2 protein-coding genes are annotated in these 2,085 nt (G+C 46.0%); one reads left to right on the forward strand and one right to left on the reverse strand.

From position 1 onward, the window contains the following. The first annotated feature begins 363 nt into the window (after nucleotides 1–363). On the forward strand, nucleotides 364–735 hold the full coding sequence (locus F1593_RS27800; protein WP_149404800.1) for an ATP-binding cassette domain-containing protein: 372 nt from the start codon (nucleotides 364–366) through the stop codon (nucleotides 733–735). A gap of 166 nt (nucleotides 736–901) precedes the next feature. Here F1593_RS27800 and F1593_RS27805 read toward each other — a convergent pair whose 3' ends face one another. Then, a complete protein-coding gene (locus F1593_RS27805) occupies nucleotides 902–1,960 on the reverse strand; it encodes an ABC transporter ATP-binding protein (protein WP_149404801.1) in 1,059 nt (352 codons plus the stop codon). Nucleotides 1,961–2,085 lie beyond the last annotated feature (125 nt).

Raw genomic sequence — 2,085 nt, forward strand, 5'->3', positions numbered from 1 at the left:
ACCTGCGATGCTCAAACATCTTTTTATTGTGTAGTGAGGAAAGGTGCACAGCACCTTTCCTGCACTACACAATAAAAAGGGTGCAGGCGCGCACGCGCCTGCCAGCCAGGGAGCAGCAAGATCCCGCTGGTATTGGGGGCTGACACTCTCTAAGAGAGTATTGTCTTTCATGGATTTTTATTGCAGAATAGATAACATAAGAATTTCAGGCGTTTTATCGACCAAACTGCTTATCAGTTGTAGTTACAAATGATACCTGCTTGCCAAAACAATTGCAAGTGGCTACTCTATCAATAAAATCATACTTGTTACCAGGTAGCAGTATTTTTAGGACATTCAAACGTCTTATACACAAGAAGATTATTGGAATTCCTTATTTTATCTATTCCTTTGGTGCAGCGTATTAAGCGGAAACCGGGCATTTATATCACGCAAGATCCCTATGGGGCATTTAGCATGGCGAACCGTATTGGTTTTGTTTATAAGGGGCGCATTCAACAAATTGGTACTCCGGATGAACTCGTGCAATCGCCCGCGAATCTCTTTGTGGCGCGTTTTTTGAGTGAACCTACAATTAATGTTATGGAAGGGTATGTGCAGCTGGTTGGGACACGCTATCAACTCAGGACTGATAGCTTGACGGTTGCTTTGAATCCTGACCAGATCTTCTTTTTTCATCCTCAGACCGAGGAACTCCTGAATCCAACTGCCGCCACTGTCTTTGCGATGCATTAAGCATAGTGCATACTAATTAGAGCTTGAAAAATCCCTGGCTACTTTGTTCTAAATCTACCCACAATACAGACAAAGAGCCAGGGGTATCATATCCCTATTCGATAGAAGAAGCCGATCATGGTAGAAAAATATGATCTAACCTATAAATATTTCATCAACCATTTGATTAAAGCATCAATTCTGCATCCTGGAGAAGCAAACCTTCTTCATAAATACGGCGGATGATATCTTCAATTTCGGGCTCAAGGAAAGTAACATCGCGTAAGCGATAGCGTGCTCCCAGCCAGGCTACCAGTTCATGGGCAGGAATGCTATCGCGTCCAAAGCTGAGGCTCAGGCGTGGGCTATCCCACTGTGTGACATGGACACCTGTTGGTATGTCTGGTAGTTGCGGCTGTCCATGGGGATCTTTATGGAGGGCAGCTATGATTGCTATTTCTGCCGCATCCAGGACGGCAACCAGTGTGCGTTCACCGCCAAAGCGTTCTCGAATACTTTCAACCATTCCATCATAGAGCTTACGCCCGTGATCGATAATCACCATACGAGGGCAGAGCGTTTCAATATCATCCATGTCGTGGGTTGTAATTAAGACAGTCGTGCCCTGTTTAGCGTTGAGTGTAAGTAAAAACTCACGAATGCGAGTTTTGGCAACAACATCGAGTCCAATAGTTGGTTCATCAAGATAGAGTAGTTCTGGTTCGTGTAACAGGGCTGCCGCCAGATCCCCGCGCATCCGTTGTCCCAGGGAAAGCTGGCGCATAGGAGTGTCTATAAACTCATCTAGATCCAGCATGGTCCTCAATGTTTGAAGGTTTTCACGATGTCGTTGCTCTGGTATGCGATAGAGATGACGCAACAATTGTAGTGAATCAATAAGTGGTAAATCCCACCAGAGTTGTGTACGCTGTCCAAAAACCACTCCGATCCGTGCGGCTAACTCACGGCGCTGTTTGACGGGGATCAAACCCGCCACCTGCACACTGCCACTGGATGGAACAAGAATACCGGTCAGCATTTTGACTGTAGTACTTTTCCCTGCCCCATTTGGACCAACCAGCCCAATCATTTCGCCACGCTCGATATGCAATGAAAGATCCTGTACTGCCGAGAGATGGCGTACTTCAGGATCGACAATGCTGCGGATATTCCCGAGTAAACCCGGGCGGCGTTTAGCAGTCCGAAAAACTTTAGATAAATCGTGAGCTTCTATCATGGTACCCATAAGAACTTATCCGAAAACGTGGAAGGAGATGATAGAATCAAGAACAAGGAAAGGAACACGAATCCCCCAAGCAAAGGAGAAACCAAGATGGCCCGAACCAAACCGTGGGAAGTCAGTGACCAATT

The organism is Dictyobacter arantiisoli, from assembly GCF_008326305.1.
Lineage (GTDB): Bacteria > Chloroflexota > Ktedonobacteria > Ktedonobacterales > Ktedonobacteraceae > Dictyobacter > Dictyobacter arantiisoli.